The organism is Mesorhizobium sp. 43Arga, assembly GCF_053714255.1.
The window spans coordinates 1-2595 of the sequence record NZ_JBSKBO010000037.1; the positions used below are offsets into that span (position 1 = coordinate 1).

Annotated in this window: 2 protein-coding genes; both read right to left on the minus strand. The window is 59.9% G+C overall.

Annotation, left to right across the window (positions count from 1 at the left end; genetic code table 11):
* Nucleotides 1-30: 30 nt before the first annotated feature.
* Nucleotides 31-2103 (minus strand): recombinase family protein, encoded by a 2073-nt coding sequence (locus ACWGS8_RS35085; protein WP_454585195.1) that lies wholly within the window; start codon nt 2101-2103, stop codon nt 31-33.
* The gene (locus tag ACWGS8_RS35090; RefSeq protein WP_023703238.1) at nt 2090-2269 is read right to left on the minus strand and encodes a hypothetical protein; all 180 of its coding nucleotides are present in this window, start codon (nt 2267-2269) and stop codon (nt 2090-2092) included. Before ACWGS8_RS35090 ends, ACWGS8_RS35085 begins: the two co-directional genes overlap by 14 nt.
* Nucleotides 2270-2595: the final 326 nt, after the last annotated feature.

A 2595-nucleotide genomic window follows, 5' to 3' on the forward strand; every position in this document is an offset into this window, starting at 1 on the left:
GCGATGCGTGAGTCATTATGCACTCCCTCGTCAAGTATCTGTAAACATTGGAAGCGTGTCCACGTCGGCAACGCGACACGGGCGACCTTTTCGGGCCACCGCCGTTTTGATCGACCCCGATGCCAAGTCGTCGGCACGGATTTGATAGGGTGCGCCAGGAACAACCTGTGCAGCAGGAAGAACGCCGGTTTTGATAAGGCGCCGTATCGCGTGATTTGTGACGCCTAAAGCCGTTGCTGCTTCGGTCATCGTGAGCCATTCACCGTCTTTTTCAGCGGATCGATAGGCATGGATCCCACGCACGCGCCGAACAGAAGAGACGCGGTGCGCCGTCCACGTTTTTCCCTGTCCGGTGGGTAATCCCATTCGATTGAGCGAGGCGGCGATATGCTCGTCAGACCAGCGACCGGCCATGCTGCGCATCACCGCCAAAGCGTCTTCGGTCGTCGCGCAACCGTGCTCGCCAGCTCGAGGCTTGCGAACCCGCAGTTCTGAGTGCTGGCCGCCCCGCCAATGGATCATGAGCACGACGTCCCGTACCGCGTCGTCGACATCGACGATGATGTCGGCGATCAAGGTTCGTAGCAGCTGCTGGCGCGCACGCATCGTCACGTCAGGTCCATTCCAAGCTGCTGACAGGTTTTCTGCCATATTGGCGAACGCACTGGGATCGACCTCAATGGCCGGTGGCCTGCCAGTAGGCTGGCGGGTTTCAATATCCCGCAAGCGGCGCAGCGTCGTCTCCCAGCTTTTCTCCAGCTGCGCAGCTATCAGGCGATTGTCGGGATCACAGGCAGCGTAGCGGCGCTCAGCAAGATTGGCCTCGTAACGGGCCTGCTGAAGTTCCAGATCGAGGATCTGGCGTTGATCATCTTGTCGTTCCCGGTGCATCCGCTCCGCCTCGAACGCGGCCTCGATCGCCAAGGGTTCTACCGCTCGCAACAGCTCACGCGCAACAGCCGCGTCAACCCGTGGGCCGCCGAAGGTCATGCACCTGGGCAAGCCCATCATCAGGTTTGGCTTGTCGCAGCGATAGACCGGTCGACTTTGCGGATTTCCGGTATAGGCAACGCTCAGTCGCCGCCCGCACCGTGCACACGTCATGATGCCTGACAGCAGCGCTTTCCCGCCGCGGCCCGATTTTACGCCGCCGGCGCGACCGTAGTTGTTGAGTGCCAGCTGCTTCTGGTTTCGCTCGTACTCATCCCAGCCGATATAACCCTCGTGATGACCCTTGATCATCACCTCCCAGGTTTCGACAGGCTTGCCATGCCCGTAGCTTCGCCGCGCTCGTCCGTCGACAATGGAGGTTCGCTTTTCGCTTTTACCGTAGACGTAAACACCTGCGTAAAATGGGTTTTTGAGAACGGCGATGACATTGCGATAACGGATCGGCAGCCAGACGAAGCTGGTCATGCGGCCCTCATCAGAAGGTCGAGGGAAGTGGATTTGATCTGCCGTTATCGACAACAACACCTGGCGCGCACTGCCGAGTTCACGGAAGCGCGCGAAGATGAGCCGGATTACCTCCTGCAGCCGTATATCTGGGTCGAGCCCAAGCCCAGCTTCGCGATGCCAGATGTACCCGAACGGTACCGACAGGCGCAGCTCCCCCCGGCGCGCCTTCGACCTGGCGGCCTCGAGCATCCGTGCCTTCAGCACGCCCAGTTCGAACTCGCTGATGCTTCCCTTCATGCCCAAGAGCAGACGATCATTAGGCAGGCAGGGGTTGTAGACGCCATCGTGGTCGATGACGCGGGCTTCGACAAGTCCACACAACTCGAGCAGATGATGCCAGTCCCGCCCATTGCGTGCCAGCCTCGATGCGTCCAGGCACAATACGGCGCCGATCTTGCCCGCGCACAACCATGCAACCAGCCGATCGAAGCCGGGGCGCGCCACTGTTCCGCTTGCTGATCGGCCGAGATCGTCGTCGATGACTTCGATATCGGCGAAGCCGCGCTGTCGCGCAATGTCGACCAGATCATATTGCCGTCGCTGGCTCTCCAGGTTGGTCATGACCTGGGACTGCGTCGACTGGCGTACATAGACGACGGCCTTGCGCTTCAAGAGCGCAGTTGGGATCAGATCAGTGCTGGTCATCATCGAGCTCCTCGACGATCAGACCGGCGGCCTGCATGAGGATTTGAGCGAGCGTCAGCAAGGCCTTCGCCCGCTCCACTTCGTTCATCCCCTCCAGCCTGTGGGGTTCGAATATCAGGCTCATCTGCCTGCCCGAGGTCGGTGCAGGCACGTTGTGCTGTTTCATCGACTTTCTCCCGTGCGATTCCATTCTCGCTTGGGAAGTTTGTGGAAACAGCGACCGGCATGACCAGCCTCTTCAGATCAGACAAGGCCGTGAGATCAACCTGTGGCGGGCCAAATGTCATGCCCGCGCAAGCGGCCGAATCCACCATCCAGCCTGGAATCGATACGACAACGCCCGATGGGTATTGCACCTTGAGAAACTGGCCAGTTACCCGCTGCTCCACACGCCGCACGCTGACCTTTCGGCCAAAATATGGATGCCAGCGATAATGAACTTCCACTTCGTCCCCGACATGGGCACAATGAACGGGTGATGGCTCTCGGTAG